General features: G+C 68.7%; 18 protein-coding genes. 7 read left to right on the top strand and 11 right to left on the bottom strand.

The genetic code is table 11. From position 1 onward, the window contains the following. Nucleotides 1-50 precede the first annotated feature (50 nt). On the bottom strand, nucleotides 51-812 hold the full coding sequence (locus AC5I49_RS20145; RefSeq protein WP_017404015.1) for an amino acid ABC transporter permease: 762 nt from the start codon (nucleotides 810-812) through the stop codon (nucleotides 51-53). A gap of 2 nt (nucleotides 813-814) precedes the next feature. Beyond that, entirely contained in the window at nucleotides 815-1489 is a 675-nt protein-coding gene (locus AC5I49_RS20140) for an amino acid ABC transporter permease (protein WP_310036611.1), read from the bottom strand. A 320-nt stretch (nucleotides 1490-1809) separates the two neighbouring features. On the opposite strand from AC5I49_RS20140, the gene AC5I49_RS20135 reads away from it, so the two are divergent. Continuing rightward, nucleotides 1810-2514, top strand: a complete 705-nt coding sequence (locus tag AC5I49_RS20135; RefSeq protein WP_017404017.1) for a FadR/GntR family transcriptional regulator — start codon at nucleotides 1810-1812, stop codon at nucleotides 2512-2514. 26 nt (nucleotides 2515-2540) lie between these two features. Here the strand turns inward: AC5I49_RS20135 and AC5I49_RS20130 are convergent, their stop codons facing one another. From AC5I49_RS20130 to AC5I49_RS20110, 5 genes are all read right to left on the bottom strand, one after another. Beyond that, nucleotides 2541-3539 (bottom strand): L-threonylcarbamoyladenylate synthase, encoded by a 999-nt coding sequence (locus tag AC5I49_RS20130; protein ID WP_495789799.1) that lies wholly within the window; start codon nucleotides 3537-3539, stop codon nucleotides 2541-2543. Nucleotides 3540-3550: 11 nt separating this feature from the next. Then, entirely contained in the window at nucleotides 3551-4717 is a 1167-nt protein-coding gene (locus tag AC5I49_RS20125) for a 5-(carboxyamino)imidazole ribonucleotide synthase (protein ID WP_017404019.1), read from the bottom strand. Then, on the bottom strand, nucleotides 4714-5211 hold the full coding sequence (gene purE / locus AC5I49_RS20120; RefSeq protein ID WP_016449129.1) for a 5-(carboxyamino)imidazole ribonucleotide mutase: 498 nt from the start codon (nucleotides 5209-5211) through the stop codon (nucleotides 4714-4716). The genes AC5I49_RS20125 and purE overlap by 4 nt, the downstream gene beginning before the upstream one ends. Before the next feature lie 83 nt (nucleotides 5212-5294). After that, nucleotides 5295-6683, bottom strand: a complete 1389-nt coding sequence (locus AC5I49_RS20115; RefSeq protein ID WP_495789798.1) for a hypothetical protein — start codon at nucleotides 6681-6683, stop codon at nucleotides 5295-5297. Further along, nucleotides 6680-7666, bottom strand: coding sequence for an ABC transporter ATP-binding protein (locus tag AC5I49_RS20110; protein ID WP_043789141.1), 987 nt, complete (start codon nucleotides 7664-7666; stop codon nucleotides 6680-6682). The genes AC5I49_RS20115 and AC5I49_RS20110 overlap by 4 nt, the downstream gene beginning before the upstream one ends. Nucleotides 7667-7934: 268 nt before the next feature. On the opposite strand from AC5I49_RS20110, the gene trxA reads away from it, so the two are divergent. Further along, on the top strand, nucleotides 7935-8891 hold the full coding sequence (trxA, locus tag AC5I49_RS20105; protein WP_016449132.1) for a thioredoxin: 957 nt from the start codon (nucleotides 7935-7937) through the stop codon (nucleotides 8889-8891). A gap of 62 nt (nucleotides 8892-8953) precedes the next feature. Here the strand turns inward: trxA and AC5I49_RS20100 are convergent, their stop codons facing one another. Further along, nucleotides 8954-9760 (bottom strand): aminotransferase class IV family protein, encoded by an 807-nt coding sequence (locus AC5I49_RS20100; RefSeq protein WP_495789797.1) that lies wholly within the window; start codon nucleotides 9758-9760, stop codon nucleotides 8954-8956. 99 nt (nucleotides 9761-9859) lie between these two features. Here AC5I49_RS20100 and AC5I49_RS20095 point away from each other — a divergent pair, with 99 nt between their 5' ends. Further along, nucleotides 9860-10771 carry a LysR substrate-binding domain-containing protein gene (locus AC5I49_RS20095; protein WP_495789796.1) on the top strand — a complete coding sequence of 304 codons (912 nt, stop codon included), beginning with the start codon at nucleotides 9860-9862 and terminating at the stop codon, nucleotides 10769-10771. A gap of 3 nt (nucleotides 10772-10774) precedes the next feature. Here the strand turns inward: AC5I49_RS20095 and AC5I49_RS20090 are convergent, their stop codons facing one another. After that, complete coding sequence (locus tag AC5I49_RS20090) at nucleotides 10775-11671, bottom strand: LysR family transcriptional regulator (RefSeq protein WP_017406462.1); 897 nt, start codon at nucleotides 11669-11671, stop codon at nucleotides 10775-10777. A 94-nt stretch (nucleotides 11672-11765) separates the two neighbouring features. On the opposite strand from AC5I49_RS20090, the gene AC5I49_RS20085 reads away from it, so the two are divergent. Further along, nucleotides 11766-12626 (top strand): DMT family transporter, encoded by an 861-nt coding sequence (locus tag AC5I49_RS20085; protein WP_495789795.1) that lies wholly within the window; start codon nucleotides 11766-11768, stop codon nucleotides 12624-12626. 29 nt (nucleotides 12627-12655) lie between these two features. Here AC5I49_RS20085 and AC5I49_RS20080 read toward each other — a convergent pair whose 3' ends face one another. Together AC5I49_RS20080 and AC5I49_RS20075 are read right to left on the bottom strand one after the other, a co-directional pair. Next, nucleotides 12656-13240, bottom strand: a complete 585-nt coding sequence (locus tag AC5I49_RS20080; protein ID WP_016449139.1) for a DJ-1/PfpI family protein — start codon at nucleotides 13238-13240, stop codon at nucleotides 12656-12658. Nucleotides 13241-13382: 142 nt separating this feature from the next. Continuing rightward, entirely contained in the window at nucleotides 13383-14306 is a 924-nt protein-coding gene (locus tag AC5I49_RS20075) for a phosphoribosylaminoimidazolesuccinocarboxamide synthase (RefSeq protein ID WP_016449140.1), read from the bottom strand. Nucleotides 14307-14670: 364 nt separating this feature from the next. Here AC5I49_RS20075 and hpf point away from each other — a divergent pair, with 364 nt between their 5' ends. From hpf to hprK, 3 genes are all read left to right on the top strand, one after another. Then, nucleotides 14671-15030: a ribosome hibernation-promoting factor, HPF/YfiA family gene (gene hpf / locus AC5I49_RS20070; RefSeq protein WP_016449141.1), complete on the top strand. Its 360-nt coding sequence runs from the start codon at nucleotides 14671-14673 to the stop codon at nucleotides 15028-15030. A gap of 155 nt (nucleotides 15031-15185) precedes the next feature. Next, nucleotides 15186-15659, top strand: coding sequence for a PTS sugar transporter subunit IIA (locus AC5I49_RS20065; RefSeq protein ID WP_016452020.1), 474 nt, complete (start codon nucleotides 15186-15188; stop codon nucleotides 15657-15659). Between the two features lie 31 nt (nucleotides 15660-15690). Further along, on the top strand, nucleotides 15691-16647 hold the full coding sequence (hprK, locus tag AC5I49_RS20060) for an HPr(Ser) kinase/phosphatase (protein ID WP_016449143.1): 957 nt from the start codon (nucleotides 15691-15693) through the stop codon (nucleotides 16645-16647). The last annotated feature ends 203 nt before the right edge of the window (nucleotides 16648-16850 follow it).

Genomic DNA, 16850 nt, shown 5'->3' with positions numbered 1-16850 from the left:
CGCCGACGCAGGCGTTGCGGTGGAGGCGATGGGGTTGCCGGTCATGGAGCTCATGGCGTGGCCGTGGCCTTTCCTGAAGCCTTGGGAAGAGGGTGGGCAGGCGGCGGCTTCGGCGTTCTGGCCCGGCCCTGCGCACTGCGGCGTGCCAGTCGGGCATCCAGCACTCGGGCCAGTTGCGTGAGCGCGAAGCACAGCACGAAGTAGATGCAGGCCAGCAGCAGGAAGACCTCGAATGGCCTGGTCAGCAGGCTGCTGTTGACCTGGGCTGCGGCATAGGTCAGTTCATGCACGCCGATCACATAGCCCAGCGAGGTATCCTTGATGGTGGTGACGAACTGGCCGACCATGCTGGGCAGCATGTGGGACAGCGCCTGAGGCAGCAGGATGCGGCGTATGCGCAGCCCGTAACCCATGCCCAGGGCGGCGGCGGCTTCGGCCTGGCCCCGCGGCAGGGCCTGCAGGCCGGCGCGCACGATCTCGGCCAGGTAGACCGACTGGAAGACCACCAGCGTCGCGGCCATGGTGGTGAAGCCTGCCACCGGGCGCCCCAGCAGCATGGGCGCGATGAAGTAGACGCCGAACACCAACATCACCAGTGGAATGCTGCGCAGCAGATAGCGCACGGCCATGGCCGGATGGCGGACCGCGCCGCGCGTGCTCAGTTGCGCCAGCGCCAGCAGCACGCCCAGCGGGAAGGCCAGCGCGATGCCGATCACCGACAGGGCCAGCGTGGCCGCCACGCCGCCCAGTGGCCCGTGGGGATAGGCGCCGATGAGCAGCAGCAGCCAGTGGTCGCGCAGTATGTCGGCCATGCTCAGCGCTCCCCTGGCCGCAGGCGGCGCTCCAGCCAGGAGGCGGCGGCCAGCAGGCCCAGCGCGGCGGTCACATAGAGCGCGGTGCTGAGGCCGTAGGTCTCGAAGATGCGGAAGGTCTTGTTGGCGATGTCCTTGGTGGCATAGGTCAGCTCCATGGCGCCTATGACCATGGCCAGGCTGGTGGTCTTCAGCAGCATCACGCTGCCGCTGGCCAGAGCCGGCAGGGCCGCGCGCAGCGCCTGCGGAAGGACTACGCGGCGCAGCGCACCCAGCCGTCCCAGGCCCAGTGAGCGTGCCGCCTCCATCTGGCCCGGCGCGATGCTGCGCAGCCCGCTGCGGATGTCCTCTGCGAAATAGGCGCCGTAGTACAGGCCGATGGCGATGGCCGCGAAGACGATCTCGCCGTGGTGGTCGTTGGCCCAGTCCTGCAGGCCCTGGGTCAGCATGCTGCTGACGCCGAAGTACCACAGGAAGATGTGCACCAGCGGCGGCACGTTGCGCTGGAATTCGATGAAGGCCGTGACGGCGAACTGCAATGGCCAGGCCCCCGTCAGCCGGGCCAGGCTAAGCACGAGGCCGCAGGCCAGCGCCAGCACCCAGGCCGCAGAGGCCAGCCCCAAGGTCACGGCCAGCCCCTGAAGCAGTTGCAGGCCATGGTCGGTCAGCAGGAACATGGCGCCCCCGTGTGCCCTGGCCGGACTGTCTGCCGCAAACATTGGTACATGGGTCTGTCCCTCTGTGGTGTTGTGGAAGTGGTTTCTGAAGAACCATTTGATGGCGTTCAGGGCCTTTTTGGGCCAGGTGGTTGCTGTTGAGTGGTTTGTAAAATTACCAATCAATATCAACTTTATGATCTGTAAAAACTATTGCAACAGGGTATTTACCTAAGATGCACGCTGCCGCGATGCGAAGCGTGCATGTAGTGTTACGGCGCGAGGCTAGACTCGGGATCGAGCCACCCGGTGATGGGTGGTCAGAAAAAAGAACCACATCCATGCAAACCGAATTCCGTCCCAAGCAGGTTTATGAACAGGTGGCCGAGCAGATCCGTGCGGGCATAGCGAACGGTGTTCATCCGCCGGGCTCGCGGCTGCCCTCGGAGCGGGATCTGGCCCAGCGGCTGGGCGTGAGCCGGCCCGCGGTGCGCGAGGCGATCGGTGCCCTGCAGAACGAGGGGTTGGTGGTGACGCGCCGGGGCTCGGGCACCTATGTGGCGGAAGCGCTGCCGCAGGCGGGGTCGGAAACGGCTGCGCAGCAGGCGGATTTCAGCCCCCTGAGCATCCTGGAGGCCCGATTGCTGATCGAGCCCGCCGTGGCCCGCATGGCCGCACGCCAGCGCAGGCGCGATGCGCTGGCCGAGCACTACCTGGACCAGATGAGCGCCGTGCAGGACATCAGCGATCCGCAGCAGCAGGCGCTGTGGAGCGAGTGCGACCGCCTCTTCCATCGGCAACTGGCCCGCATGACCGGGCATGCGCTGATGGCGCGCATCGCCGAGGAGGTCGCCAGCAGCATGGACCAGCCGCTATGGCAGCGTCTGCGCGACGACGGTATCTACGAGGCCGAACGCATCCGGCTGTATGTGGCCGAGCACCGCCTGATCTACGAGGCCATTGTCTCGGGCGACGAGGACGCGGCGGCCTTTTACGTGGAGGGGCACCTCAAGCGCGTGCGGCGGGACATTGCCACGCACGAGTGATGCGCCGGGGAGGGCGCCCGCCGGCCCTACCCCGCAGCCGCCGCGCGCAGCAGCCGGTCGCGCACGCCTTCCCAGTCCGGCGTGTCGGGCGGGGTCTCGATCCAGATCAGCTGGGCGCCGATCTCGTCGAAGTCGCGCAGGGCGCCGAACAGCTCGCGCGCGGTGGCGGCGGCGTCGGCGGGCATGGCGCGCAGCGTGACGGCGCGCGAGGCGGTGCGCAGCGGTGCGCGGTGGTAAACGGCCAGGTTCCGGGCGTCGGCGCCCAGCACGTCCAGCCCGGCCTGCAGCTGCCTTGCATCCATGAGCCGGACCTTGGCGTTGGGCGCGTAGTGGGCCAGCAGGGTGCCGGAGGCGCGTGGCGTGTTCTCCAGCAGCTCGTCCTTGGACAGGGGGCGCTGGCTGCAGGCGCGCTCGATGTCGTCGCGCGTGATGGCGCCGGGGCGCAGCAGCACGGGCACGCCGCGCGTGCAGTCCACGATGGTCGATTCAATCCCCACTTCGCAGGCGCCGCCGTCCAGCACCAGCAGCGCGTCACCAAACTCGTCGGCCACATGGGCCGCCGTGGTGGGGCTGACGCGGCCGAACTTGTTGGCGCTGGGCGCCGACACGCCCCAGACGGGCGGCTGCAACTGCTGGCAGGCGGCCAGCACGGCATGGGCGACGGGGTGGGAGGGGCAGCGCAGGCCCACGCTGTCCTGGCCGCCGGTCGAGGCCCGGGCGGCCTGGGGCAGGCGCGGCAGGATGAGGGTCAGCGGGCCGGGCCAGAAGGCGTCGATCAGCTGCTGCGCGAACAGCGGCACTTCACGTGCGTAGCGCGTGATGGCGCCGCTGTCGGCCACATGCACGATGAGCGGATGGTTGGGCGGCCGGCCCTTGGCAGTGAAGATCTGCGCGACGGCCGCGTCGTTGTCGGCATCGGCCGCCAGGCCGTAGACGGTTTCCGTGGGCAGGCCCAGCAGTTCGCCGCGCTGCAGCGCCTGTGCGGCGGCCTGGACAGAGGCCGCCAGCGTTCCATCAAGAATCATCGCGCGGGCCTTCAGAACGGCTCTATACCCAGGATGGCAGCGGCCTGCAGGGCGGTGGAGCGCACGGCCTCGGGCGTGGGGCCGGTGACGTTCAGGTGGCCCATCTTGCGGCCGCGCTTGGCGTCGTGCTTGCCGTACAGGTGCAGGTGGCAGCCGGGCAGTGCCAGGACCTGGTCCCAGGCCGGCGCCTGGGCCTGTTCGCCGTCCTTGAACCACAGGTCGCCCAGCAGGTTCAGCATGATGGATGGGCTGTGCTGGCGCGGCTGTGTCAGCGGCAGGCCGGTCATGCAGCGCACCTGCAGCTCGAACTGCGAGACATCGCAGGCGTTCTGGCTGTAGTGGCCGCTGTTGTGCGGGCGCGGCGCGATCTCGTTGACCACGAGCATGCCGTCCTGCAGCACGAAGAATTCGACGCACAGCACGCCCACGTAGTCCAGGCCGTCGGCCACGGAACGTGCGGCGGCCAGCGCCTGCTCGACCTGGGCCTGGGGCAGGTTGCCTTCGTAGACCTCGGTGACGGAGAGGATGCCCTCGCGGTGCAGGTTGCGCTGCACGGGCAGGTTGACCATGGAGCCGTCACGGCCGCGCGCCACGATGACCGAGCATTCATGGGCCAGCGGCAGCATTTTTTCCAGCACGCAGGCCACGCGGCCCAGTTGCTCCCAGGCGGTGGCCAGCTCGGCGGCGTTCTTCACGCGCACCTGGCCCTTGCCGTCGTAGCCCATGCGCGCGGTCTTGAGGATGCCGGGCAGCAGGCTGGCGTGCACGGCGGCCAGCTGGGCCGGCGTCTCGATCACCGCGTAGGGCGCGCAGGGCACGCCGCAGCGCACGAAGTGGGCCTTCTCCTGGGCGCGGTCCTGGGCAATGGCCACGGAGGAGCCGGCCGGCGAGACCGGCCGCTGGGCGGCCAGCAGGTTCAGCGCCGCGGCGGGCACGTTCTCGAATTCGGTGGTGACGGCGGCCGACAGGCGCGCCAGCTCGGCCAAGCCCTGCGGGTCCTCGTAGCCGGTGCGTATGTGGTGGTGGCTTACCAGGCCCGCGGGGCTGGTCGGGTCGGCGTCGAGCACGGCCGTGAAATAGCCCATGGCCTGGGCCGACTGCACGAACATGCGGCCGAGCTGGCCGCCGCCCAGAACGCCCAGGGTCGCGCCGGGCAGGATCACTTCAGCGGCGCTCATGCGGCCACCGAGGGAAGCGTCATGGCACGCGCGGCGGCGGTCTGCTCGGCGCGGAAGGCTTCGAGCTTCGCCCGCAGGGCCGGGTCCTCATTGGCCAGCAGGGCCACGGCGAACAGGGCCGCATTGGCTGCGCCGGCCGCGCCGATGGCAAAGGTGGCCACGGGCACGCCCTTGGGCATCTGCACGATGGAGTGCAGCGAGTCCACGCCCTGCAGGTGGCGGCTGGCCACCGGCACGCCGAGCACGGGCACCACGGTCTTGGCGGCGATCATGCCGGGCAGGTGTGCGGCGCCGCCGGCGCCCGCGATGATGGCCTTCAGGCCCCGGCCTGCGGCGGCCTCGGCATAGGCGAACATGTCGTCGGGCATGCGGTGGGCCGAGACGACCTGGGCTTCATGGGCGATGCCAAATTGCTGAAGAATGGCAACTGCGTGCTGCATGGTCTCCCAGTCGCTGCTGGAGCCCATGACCACACCGATCTGGATGGAGTTCATGTCGTGAGGGCGCCTGCGGCCCGGCCTAGTGGAACCCGCGATTTTACTTTTTTAGTCCGGATCGGCCCGCATCCCCCTGCAAATCACCGCACAGCCGTGTGCTGCTCGCGCGCAAAACCCAGCACACGCTGGCGAAACACATGGGCCAGCCAGGCCAGGGCCATCGCCACCTGCACGGCCAGCGACAGCCACATGCCGCTGGTGACGGGCTTGGTCAGGCCGGCTGCCAGCGGCTGGGCCAGCATGGCGGCATCGGCCCCGGCAAGGCCAAAGGCCAGCAGCGGCAGCACGATGTTGACCAGCAGCCAGGTGACGGCGAACGCGGCCAGCGGCGACTTGATGCGCCCGGCCAGCAGGGAAAAGCCCGTGGCCAGCGCGGCATCACGCAGCAACTGCGCCGTTGCCAGTGCCGCCAACTGGGCTGTACCGGGCAGGATGGGCTGGCCGCCTGCGGGCCACAGCAGCCACAGCGCACAGGCCAGCACGGCCAGCAGCCAGCTCACGGGCCACAGCGGCAGGGCCTCAAGCGCGCCACGCCAGTGCCCCTGCAACACGCACCATTGCACCTGGCGCCAGCTGCGCAGGCCTTCGTCCATGCCGTGCAGGCAGACATAGGCCGTGCCCGCCAGCGCCAGCCCCGTGGTCCATGCGAAGAAGGAGGCCGGGCCGGGGCCCTGCAACTGCATTGCATCGAGGTGCATGCCGCCAAAGGCCAGGCCCGCCACGCACAGGCCCAGCGGCCAGGCCCAGGGCAGGGTGCGCACATCCAGCCGCGTGCACAGCAGCCGCCACAGGGCCAGCAGGCCCAGCCCCAGCGCGATGGCGCCGAACAGGTAGATGGCGCCGCGCCCGTGCAGCGGCACGGACCACCACAGCACAGGGCGGCCTTCCTCGCGGCCCAGCTGCTCGGTCAACCGGCCCAGGATGGGGCCGGGCAGCACCATCACGAACAGCAGCGGCACCAGCACGAAGCGGATGCGGCGCGCAGGCTGCTCCTTTGGACCCCAGCCCATGAGCACGGAGTGCATGCTCCAGGCCTGCAGGGCCAGGCCCCACAGCGCGGCCTGCAGCACGGCGTGCACGCCCCAGGCCAGCCCGCCCGGCTGGCCCGCCGAGGTGGCCAGCACGGCCAGCGCGCACCACAGCATGTACAGCCAGGCCGGCAGCGGGGCGCCCAGCAGCTTGCCCCAGGCCATTTGCCAGGGCGTGAGGGCCGACAGGCGCTGCCAGTCCCAGGTGTGCTGGCGCGCTTCCTCGTTGAGGCCGCGTCCGGCCAGCACGCTGCCCAGGCCGGCCGCGGCGATCCACATGCCGACCAGGGCGGCGATCAGCAGCGTGTGCAGGCGGCGGTCGGGCTGGACCAGGGCCATTGGCGTGGCCAGCAGCAAGGCGGTAAGCAGCAGGCTCCAGCCCAGCTGGGACGGCCGCCAGTTGAGCCAGAGCTGGCGCTGGAATTCGGGGTTGTGCGTCATGGCTGCTCCGCAGGGGTGGGGGTTGCTGCGTTCTGCAGGCCGCGCGCATAGCGGTCCTGCAGGCGCTCGCGCACCGGGGCCAGGCTGGCCACGGGCAGGCCGGTACCGACCAGGCGGGCCAGCAGATCGGCGCGCTCGCGCGGCAGGGTGGGCAGCCACAGCTGCAGGTGCACCAGGCCCTGGTCATCGGGCGGCGGCACAGGGGTGTCGGGAAGGACCAGATGCAGCTGCCGTGCCAGCGACCCGGCCGAGGCACCCGGGGGCGGCGCCAGCTCCAGCGCGTACAGTGCCAGCGGGGCATCGTCGCCGGCGGCAGGTGACTTGATGCCGCCGTGCAGGGCCTCGTGGCTTTCCACGCGGCCGCCGCGCAGGCTCAGGATGTGGGTGCAGTACTCGTCGAGTTCGCTGAGGATGTGGCTGGAGACGATCAGGGTCATGCCCTGGGCCTGCAGCGCACGCATCAGCCGGGACAGGCTGGCGCGTGCCTCGGGGTCCAGGCCGCTGGCCGGCTCGTCCAGCAGCAGCACGCGCGGCTGGTGGACGATGGCCTGGCCGATGGCCACGCGCTGGCGCTGGCCGCGAGACAGCTCGGTGGGCAGGCGCTCCAGCAGGTCGGCCAGGCCCAGCTGCCCGGCCACGTGCGCCACGCGCTGCGGCGCCTCGGACGGGGGCACGCCCATGGACAGGGCTGCGTACTGCAGGCAGCGCCGCACGCTCAGGCGGTCATAGAGGCCGAAGAAATCCGACAGATAGCCCAGGTGCCGGTGCACTTCGCGGGGCTGCTCCTGCACGGCAATGCCATGCACCTCGACCTGGCCCGACAGCGGCTGGTCCAGCCCGGCGATGCAGCGCATCAGCGTGGATTTTCCGGCGCCGTTGGGGCCTACCAGGGCCGTGACGGTGCCTGCGGCGATATGGACGCTGACGCCGTCCAGCGCGCGGTGGCCCGGGTACTCGAACACCAGCTGCGAAACCTTGATCAAGGCGAGCCCTCCCTCATTGTGTTGATGGCAGGCCGCAATGGCGGCTCAGCGCGCCAATATAGCCCAGCGCTGCCGCGCCTCGTCCCCGGCCGGGCTGCTTGAAATGCACGCAGCCGGCTCCCAACTGGGGTGGTTGCCGTCCATGGCGCCCACGCCATGGAATTGCTGGAGAATCACACGGTCCGCATCGGAGGCATCCGGCCGCCGAACTCCGAACCGCCACAGTTCGCGCGCCCTGGCCGCGCGCCTTGCCACAGGGTCTGATCACATGATTGATGTCACCATTGAGAATTTCGAAGCCGAAGTCGTCGCCGCCTCCATGCAGGTGCCGGTGCTCGTCGACTTCTGGGCGCCCTGGTGCGGCCCGTGCAAGACGCTGGGCCCCATCCTGGAAAAGCTGGAAGTGGCCTACGAAGGCCGCTTCAAGCTGGTCAAGATCGATTCCGACCAGGAGCAGCAGCTGGCCGGCATGTTCGGCATCCGCTCCATCCCGACCTGCATCCTGATGATGGGCGGCCGGCCCGTGGACGGCTTCATGGGCGCCCAGCCCGAAGGCAAGCTGCGCGAGTTCCTGGACAAGCACCTGCCCTCCGAAGGCGAGCTGGCGGCCGAGGCCGAAGCCGACGAGGCCCATCAGCTGCTGGAAGCCGGCGACACGCAGGCCGCCCTGCAAAAGCTGGCTGACGCCCTGGCCGCCGACCCGGCCAATGACGATGCGCGCTTCGACTACGTGCGCCTGCTGATCGCCACGGGCGGCTACGAAGAGGCCGGCGCCCTGCTGACCGAGCCGCTCAAGCGCATTCCCCAGCCCACGCGCTTCGAGGCGCTCAACCAATGGCTGCAGTGCATGCTCTTCGTGCACAACGACGATCGCGGCAACTGGGAGTTTGCCCAGTTCGATGCCGTCATCGCACAGAACAAGCGCGACTTCGACACCCGCTTCGGCAAGGCCCAGGCCCTGGCCGCCGAAGGCCAGTGGGCAGCCAGCATGGACGAGCTGCTGGAAATCATCATGCGCGACAAGGAATGGAACGGCCAGGCCGCGCGCAAGCTCTATGTGGGCATCCTGGAGCTGCTCACACCCCCGAAGCCCAAGAAGCAGGACGCCATCCCCGGCAAGAGCAGCGGCGGCATCGAGCTGCTGGGCAAGGGAGCGGCCGAGCAGGACGAGGCAACGCAGCTGGTCAACGGCTACCGCCGCAAGCTCAGCATGGCGCTGAACTGAGTCCGGCCGCGCGCCGGTGAAGAGACGGGAGCCTTGCGGCTCCCTTTTTTCATGGCGAGGGCTCAGGGTGCAACCGGCTCCTCGGCCGCATGCGCGCGGTGCAGCAACTGCACGAAGCCGGGCGCATCCGGCAGATGCACGTCCGCCAGGCGCCTGACCGCAATGCCGGGGGACCACGAATTCATCACCACGGCGCCGGCCAGGGATGGCAGGTCGGCCAGGGTCAGCACGGCCTCGCGCTGCGCCACGCCCATGCGCTGCAGCTGGCGGCGCAGCATGGACTCGGTCGTGCCCGGCAGCACCTGGGCGCGCGGCCAGACCACGGCATCTCCATCCCAGAAGGCCAGGTTCCAGATGGTGGCCTCGCCAATACGGCCGTGGCGATCGGCAAAGGCGGCATCGTCAAAGCCCTGGGCTACGGCGCGACGCAGCAGATGCGTCTTCGCCACCTCGCCCACATGCTTGAGGTGGGGCAGCATGCGTTCATGCTCGAACAGCGCCAGGCTCAAGGGCCCGGCAGGGCCCGAGGCGGGTGCCGAGGTCCGCACCAGCATGCGCGGCCGCGCATCGGCGGCCGTGAATTCCCCGGCAGGCGAGTACACCGTGGCGGTCAGCGAAACATCCTGCGGGCCGTTGGCAAGCGCCTTCCACAGCTGTGCCTGGACATGGTCATCGGACAAGGCCTGGCCGTACAGCTCCAGCGAAGCCTGGCGCAAGCGCTGCAGATGCAGGTCCAGCCCGCGCAGCCTGCCGCCGCGCACCTGCATGGCCGTGAAATGGGCATGGCCGGCAAAGGCCAGGGCGGCGAGTTCGGCCGCCGTAGCGGGCTGCCCATCGATAAGGCTGGTGAAGAAAGAGGCGGTTTCCATGGATTCATCCATCAACAAATTTTCTTGATTGTTCGATGGCGGTTCCAAAAGAGGAAGCAAGTAGTATTCGATGCTCCATCAAGAAAAATTTGAAGATCCATGCGCCAGCTTCCACCGGGCACACGCGCCCTGCGCAGCTTCGAGGCCGCAGGGCGCCACCTGAACTTCACGCGTGCGGCCGACGAACTGGGACTGACCCCGGCGGCGGTCAGCCACCAGATCAAGGAGATGGAGGAACAGCTGGGCCTCGTCCTCTTCACGCGCAACAGCCGCAGCATGCAGCTCACGCCCGCAGGCAGCGTGCTGCTGGAGGCCACGGCCGAGGCGCTGGGCCTGCTGCGGCGCGCCACCGCCCGGGCGCGCCAGCTGGCCCGGGGCGAGACGCGGCTGCGCCTGTCGCTGGGCGCGCGCTTTGCCACGCAGTGGCTGCTGCTCCGGCTGCCGCGCTTTCGCGCCGCGCATCCGCAGATCGAACTGAGCTTCGACATCAGCGACGAGGTGCGCGACTTCGACGCCGATGACATCGACGCCGCCATCCGCTTCGGCACCGGCCGTGATCCGCACACCCTGGCGGTGCGCCTGTTCGACGCCAGGGTCATCCCCGTCTGCAGCCCGGCCCTGCTGCAGTCCGGCCCGCCGCTGGCCAGCCCCGCCGACCTGCTGGGCCACACGCTGTGCCACGTGGACTGCATGGTGGACGGCCAGGTCTGGCCGAACTGGCCGATGTGGATGGCAGCGGCCGGCGTGGAGGGCCTGGACGCAGGCCGCTGCATCGCATTCACCGACTCCAGCCATGTCGTGCAGGCCGTGCTGGACGGCGGCGCCGTGGGCCTGGTCGAGCAGGACCTGGTGGCCGAAGACCTGGCCCGCGGCCGCCTGGTGCGCCTGTTCGACATCGCCGTGGGCCTGGGCCCGGCCTATGCCTACCACCTGCTATACCCCCGGCGCAGCCAGGGCCAGCCGGCCATCGAGGCCCTGCGTGCGTGGGTGCTGCAGGAGGCCGGGCTGTAGCGCCTACTTCCGTACGGGATCGGCAAATCGCATCAACCCGCGCACCACGGCCTGCACGGCCGGGTCTTGCTGCGAGGCGCTGCGGCAGGCCAGACCCAGCGGGCGTGTCAGGGCGGGACTCAGCCCGCGCTGCTGAAGGGTGCGGCTGACGGCGTCCATGGGCTCCTCGCGTGGCAGGACGGTGGGACCGTGGCCTGCGGCGACCAGGGCGCGTATGCCTTCGGGATAACTCATCTCCATGCGCGGCTGGGGCAGCAGGCCGGCCTGGGCAAACCATTGCGACAGCAGGCGGTGCATCTGGGTGCCGGCGGCAAAGCCTATCCAGGGCTGGGCGTTGAGCCATTCGGGCGTGATCTGGTCGGGCAGCGGCATCTGCGGCGGCGCGAACAGCTCCATGGGGTCGTTGCGCCAGGCCAGCACCTCGAGCCCCGCAGCCACGGGCTGGGGCAGGCCGACCAGGGCCAGGTCCAGGCTGCCGGCCGCCAGGCGCTGCATGGCCTGGGCCGAGCTCACGACTTCCAGGCGCAGCTCCACGCTCGGTGCGTGCTCGGCCAGCCATTGCAGCAGTTCGGGCAGCAGCAGGGGGCTGACGCCGGCCGAGGCGCCTATGCGCACGCTGGCGCCAAAGCCCTCGGCACGCTTGCGCACCTGGCGCAGCAGGGATTCGCTGTCTGCCAGCAGGCGGCGTCCGCCTTCGGCCAGCAGTTCGCCCGCAGGCGTCAGCTGCGCCTGGCGCTTGCCGCGCACCAGCAGCGGTGTGTCCAGGCGCGCTTCCAGCTCCTGGATGTGCAGGCTGACGGCAGGCGGCGACAGGTGCAGGGCCTGGGCGGCGGCGGCCAGGGTACCCAGGTCGGCCACGGCCACCAGGGTCTGGAGCTGGTCGAGGTTCAGGCGTCGCATCAGGTTTCCTGAAGATAAGGTTCCGAAGATTCGACTTTATCTAATCTGGATGTGAATCCATCATCCCGTCCCGTATCAGGAACGAGGCCATGGAATGGAATTGAGCAACGCGGTGCTGGCCGCGGCCCTGGGGGCCGCGCTGATGAATGCGGGATGGAACAGCGCCATCAAGCTGGGCGGCGACAAGATGGTCGCCATGGCGCTGACCACGGGGCTGGCCAGCCTGTGGTCGCTGCTGGTGCTGCCCTGGCTGGACTGGCGTGCGGCGGCGCTGTGGGATGCATCGGTCTGGGGGGGGCTGGCGGCCTCGGTGGCCGTGCACACCGTCTACCACTTCGTGCTGCCGCGGGCCTACCAGCATGGCGAGTTCGGCGTGGTCTACCCGGTGGCACGCGGCAGTGCGCCGCTGTTCGTGACGCTGGGCGCGGCGCTGCTGGCCGGAGAGTGGCCGGGCGCGACCGGGCTGGCCGGCGTGCTGTGCCTGTCGCTGGGCGTGCTGGCGCTGTCGTTGCGCAGCGGCGCGGCCAGCGGTTATGGCGGCAGCGGCTATGCGCTGGCCACGGGCGCCATGATTGCCTGCTACACGGTCATCGACGGGCTGGGTGCGCGCGCATCCGGTTCCGCGCTGCTCTATGCGGCCCTGCTCACGCTGGGCGATGGCCTGGCCACGGTGCTGATCGTTGCCTGGCGGCGCGGTCCTGCCGTGCTGCGCGCCGATGCACGCACCTGGCGCCTGTGCGCCCTGGCCGCCGCCATGCAGCTGAGCGCCAGCTGGATGGCGACCTGGGCGCTGTCGCAGGCACCCATGGGGCTTGTGTCTGCACTGCGTGAAAGCAGCGTGCTGTTGGCAGGCTGGATTGCCGCCTGGCTGATGCGCGAGCGCCCGGGCCGCGTGCGCATGCTGGCCTCGGCCCTGGTGTTCGGCGGCATCGTGCTGGTGCGCTGGGGCGGCTGATCCGCCCGGCGCCAACGGCGGCTGCGTGCTCAGCCGTGGCTGATGCGCGTGCCCAGCAGGGACAGGAACTGTGCGATCCAGGCCGGATGGGCCGGCCAGGCGGGGGCGCTGACCAGGTTGCCTTCGGTGTGCGCCTGGTCCACGCCGATGTCGGCGTAGGTGCCGCCGGCCAGTTCGACCTCGGCACGGCAGGCCGGGTAGGCCGAGCAGGTGCGCCCCTTGAGCACGCCGGCGCCGGCCAGCAGCTGGGCGCCATGGCAGACGGCGGCCACGGGCTTGTTGTTGTCGAAGAAGTGGCGCACGGCGGCGCGCACGGCATCGTAGTTGCGCAGGTATTCGGGGCCGCGTCCGCCGGGGATCACCAGGGCGTCGTACTGCTCGGGCTTGATGTCGGCGAAGCTGGCGTTGAGCGTGAAGTTGTGGCCGGGCTTTTCGCTGTAGGTCTGGGCGCCCTCGAAATCATGGATGGCCGTCTTGATGTGGTCCCCCGCCTTCTTGTCGGGGCAGACCGCGTGCACCGTGTGTCCCACGGCCTGCAGGGCCTGGAACGGGACCATGGTTTCGTAGTCCTCGCAGTAGTCTCCGCAGATCATCAGAATCTTCTTGCCGGCCATGTGCTTGCTCCTTCGAAAAAAGTCAGAGGGAACAAGCATTGTGGCAGTGTCGGTGACGCCGGCGTGACCGGCTGCAGAAACGGGCCCGCGCAATGAAAAAGAGAGCCGAAGCTCTCTTTTGCGGGGACAGGCAGGCGGCAGCTCAGGCCGTCAGGCGCTGCAGCGCTTCGCGGTACTTGGCGGCCGTCTTCTCGGTCACCTCCTGGGGCAGGCGGGGCGCCGGGGCGCTCTTGTCCCAGGGCTTGCCGTTGACCTGGGCCTGCTCCAGCCAGTCGCGCACGAACTGCTTGTCGTAGCTGGGCGGGTTCTCGCCCTTGGCCAGCGCCTGGGCATAGCCTTCCACGGGCCAGTAGCGCGAGCTGTCGGGCGTGAGCACCTCGTCCATCAGCACCAGTTCGCCGTTTTCGTCCAGGCCGAATTCGAACTTGGTGTCGGCAATGATCATGCCCTTTTCGAGGGCGATGGCCGCAGCTTCCTTGTAGATGCGGATGGCTGTATCGCGGATCTGGGAGGCCAGCTTCTCGCCGACCATCTCCACCGTGCGCTCGTAGGTGATGTTCTCGTCATGGTCGCCCATCTCGGCCTTGGCGGCCGGCGTGTAGATGGGCTCGGGCAGCTTGGCGGCGTTGGTCAGGCCTTCGGGCAGGGGAACGCCGCAGACCGAGCGCGATTCCTGGTATTCCTTCCAGCCGCTGCCGGCCAGGTAGCCGCGCACCACGGCCTCGATCAGCACGGGCTTGAGGCGCTTGACCAGCATGGAGCGGCCCGTGACCTGGGGCACTTCGGCGGGCGTGACCACGGATTCGGGCGCTTCGCCGGTCAGGTGGTTGGGGCAGATGTGGCCGAGCTTGTCGAACCAGAACAGCGCCATCTGCGTCAGCAGCTCGCCCTTGCCGGGGATGGGCTCGCCCATGATCACGTCAAAGGCCGAGAGGCGGTCCGAGGCCACCATCAGGATGCGGTCATCGCCCACGGCATAGTTGTCGCGCACCTTGCCGCGCGCGAGCAGCGGCAGCGAGGCAATGTTGGAAGTGTGCAGGGCGGAGGGACGGGACTGGGTGGTCATGTGAGGCAAGGGGCAATCTGGCAAAGAGGCTGCAGGGGCCGGAGGGCTGCAAGCGGCACGCGCAGGAGCGCGATTCTACCCAACGGCGCCTCACGGTGACGGACGGCCTGTGGCCACCCCCACCCCAGGGGCGCAGCCTGGCAAACCCGCCGATTGTGCGCCCAATCGCATGGCGCGCAAAACCCGCCTCCAAGGCCCTGCACCGTCCTGCGCTATCGGCTTGCGGCGTTGCTTTTGACCCGACCCGGGCGCATAGTGGATTCGCAAGCAAACGAATGCGCATTCCGGCCTGCAAGCACCTGTCCCGGCGGATCGTCCCCCGGTGGACCGGGCTGTTTCCATCCAGAGCAAGGAGTGTTTAGATATGAATCTGACGATTAGTGGGCATCACCTGGAGGTCACTCCCTCGCTGCGCAGTTACGTCATGGCCAAGCTCGAACGCATTCTTCGACACTTTGACCAGGTGGTGGATGTCAAGGTCTTGCTGACCGTTCATAACCAGAAGGAGAAGGAAAAGCGCCAACGTGCCGGTTGCACGCTGCGCGTCAAGGGCCAGGATCTCTTTGTCGAAACCTCTCACTTCGACCTTTATGCCGCCGTCGACGCGCTGGCTGACAAGCTGGACCGCCTCGTGGTGCGCTACAAGACCCGCCAGCAGGGCAGCCGCTACGGCACGGCCAAGCGGCTCGATGATGCTGGACTGACCCTGGCGTCAGTCGGGTGACAGGTAAGGCGCCGGCCCTGTGCGGGCGCTTACAATACCTGCGTTTTTGTGGCTGATGTGCCACGCACGACCACCGCCCTTCGGGGCGGTTTTTGATGGGGGTCAGGGTTTCCCCACGGTTTCCGGCACTGCGGTGCATAATTGTTTCCCGAACCATGAACCGTCTTGCCTCCATCCTGCCCGCCGCTCAAGTGCTCGTGAGCGTCGACGTCACCAGCAAAAAGCGCGCTTTCGAAGAAGCAGGTCTGCTATTCGAGAGCCTGCATGGCCTGTCCCGCGCACTCATCACCGACAGCCTCTTCGCGCGTGAACGCCTGGGCTCGACGGGGTTGGGCCATGGCGTGGCCATTCCCCACGGTCGCATCAAGGGGCTGACCGCTCCGATGGCAGCCGTGTTCCAGCTGGACCATCCCATTGGCTTCGATGCGCCCGATGAGCAGCCTGTGGGCCTGCTGATCTTTTTGCTGGTGCCCGAAGCGGCGACGCAAAAGCATCTGGAAATCCTTTCTGAAATCGCCGAACTGCTCAGCGACAGCCAGCTGCGCGAGCGGCTGAAGTCCTGCGGCGATGCGGCCCGGCTGCATGGAATGATTGCCGGCTGGCAGTCTTCCGCCGCTCCGCTGGTCTAGACTTTCTCTTCCCCTTTTCACGGGCCTTGCCATGAGACCCAGTGCCATCAGCGCCGACGTCCTTTTCGAGGAGTTCCGCTCCAGCCTGCGCTGGGAGTGGGTGGCGGGCCTGGGGGCCTCGGAGCGCCGTTTCGACGAGATGGCCGTGCGCTCGGCGCGCTCGGGCGCCGATCTCGTCGGCTACCTGAACTACATCCATCCCTACCGGCTGCAGGTGCTGGGCGAGCGTGAGATCGCCTATCTGACCAACGCCACGCCGCAGGACTGCCAGCGCCGCGTGGCACGCATCGTCACGCTGGAGCCGCCCGTGCTGGTGCTGGCCGATGGCCAGACGGCGCCCGAGGCGCTGCTGTCCATGTGCGAGCGTGCCCACATTCCCATGTTCGCCACGCGCGAGCAGTCGGCCTTCGTGATCGATGTGCTGCGTGCCTACCTGGCCAAGCATTTCGCCGACCGCACGACCATGCATGGCGTGTTCATGGACATCCTGGGCATGGGCGTGCTGATCACGGGCGAGTCGGGCCTGGGCAAGAGCGAGCTGGGGCTGGAGCTGGTGACGCGCGGCAACGGCCTGGTGGCCGACGATGCCGTGGACCTGTACCGCATCAACCAGACCACGATCGAGGGCAAGTGCCCCGAGCTGCTGCAGAACCTGCTGGAGGTGCGCGGCATCGGGCTGCTCGATATCCGCGCCATCTTTGGCGAGACGGCCGTGCGCCGCAAGATGCGTCTCAAGCTCATCGTGCACCTGGTGCGCAAGGAAACCATGGAGCGCGAGTACGAGCGCCTGCCGGCCGAGCCGCTGACGCAGGACGTTCTCGGCGTGCCCGTGCGCAAGGTGGTGATCCAGGTGGTGGCGGGCCGCAACATCGCCGTGCTGGTGGAGGCGGCCGTGCGCAATGCCATCTTGCAGCTGCGCGGCATCGACACCTACCAGGAATTCGTGCAGCGCCACCGCCGCGCCATGGAACGCGGCGACACCTTCTAGCGGTCTGCGCCGTCGTGGCGTCCGGCTGCCTGTTGCCGGCGGCCTGTTGCCTGGCCCCCACTGTTTTCCCCGGGATTGTTTGCGGACCGTGCGCCCATGTTTGCGCGCGGTGCGTTGTCGTTGTTTTCTCAAATAAGAATAATTCTCATTATCTATAATTCGGGCAGATGCCGTATCCGGCCTGTGTCCCGACGGGCTGCGGG

It is taken from the genome of Delftia sp. (genome assembly GCF_059499305.1).
Note: the sequence above shows the minus strand (reverse complement) of the source record. Positions and strands in the feature narration are given on the sequence as shown.